Genomic DNA, 815 nt, shown 5'->3' on the forward strand with positions numbered 1-815 from the left:
AATATTGAAAGCACTGTACCTTTAACCCTTACAGTAAAGGGACTTGAAGGCTGTTCCGAAATTTCATCAACTAAAAACCTTGTTATTATTCCACAACCTGAACTTTCGGTTTTCACCTATACATCCACAATAACAGATACTTCCGCCGAATTCTGCGAAACAGATACCGGCAAAAAAACTCCAGTCATTGATGGTTCGAATCTAACCAATGGATCCGGAATATTTTCCGTTCAACCTGAAGGATTGGTTGTCGATCCAAGCACCGGTGAATTTACCCCTAATGGAACTGAGCCTGGAAATTACGTTATCACATATACTTTTGTAGCAAGCTCGAATACTGCAGTTTGCACTGAGGTGGAGAAAGATTTTGAAGTAAAAATCGGAGCAAATCCTGTTGCTGCCTTTGAATATGACAGTACAATCTATTGCAAAGATACCCGGGACAACACTTTGAATTCCATTCCGGAAATGTCATTTGCGGAAGAGGGTCACGAAAGTGTCGATAATTATACTGCTGATGGTGCCGGACTTGCTTTAGACGCATCAACAGGAGCAATAGATATTTCTGCCAGTACTGCGGGCACCTATAGGATTACAAGAACGGTTGATTATACAGGCGAAGGAGAAGACGGTTGTCAGCCGGTTACAGCTGAATTCACAATAACAATTAGCGACAAGCCAATTCCGGATTTCACTTACTCTTCTACAGAATTTTGTTCAGATCCCCAAATAGAAGAAACTCTTAATCCTGTCATGGCTACAAATGCAACTAAGGGCGCATTTAGCTTTACTGCAACTCCGGCTGATGCTGTTTT

1 pseudogene is annotated in these 815 nt (G+C 41.6%); it reads left to right on the forward strand.

Annotation, left to right across the window (positions count from 1 at the left end):
* Positions 1-815: pseudogene (locus HC176_RS15505) on the forward strand (hypothetical protein); the annotation flags it as partial.

It is taken from the genome of Tamlana crocina, assembly GCF_012037625.1.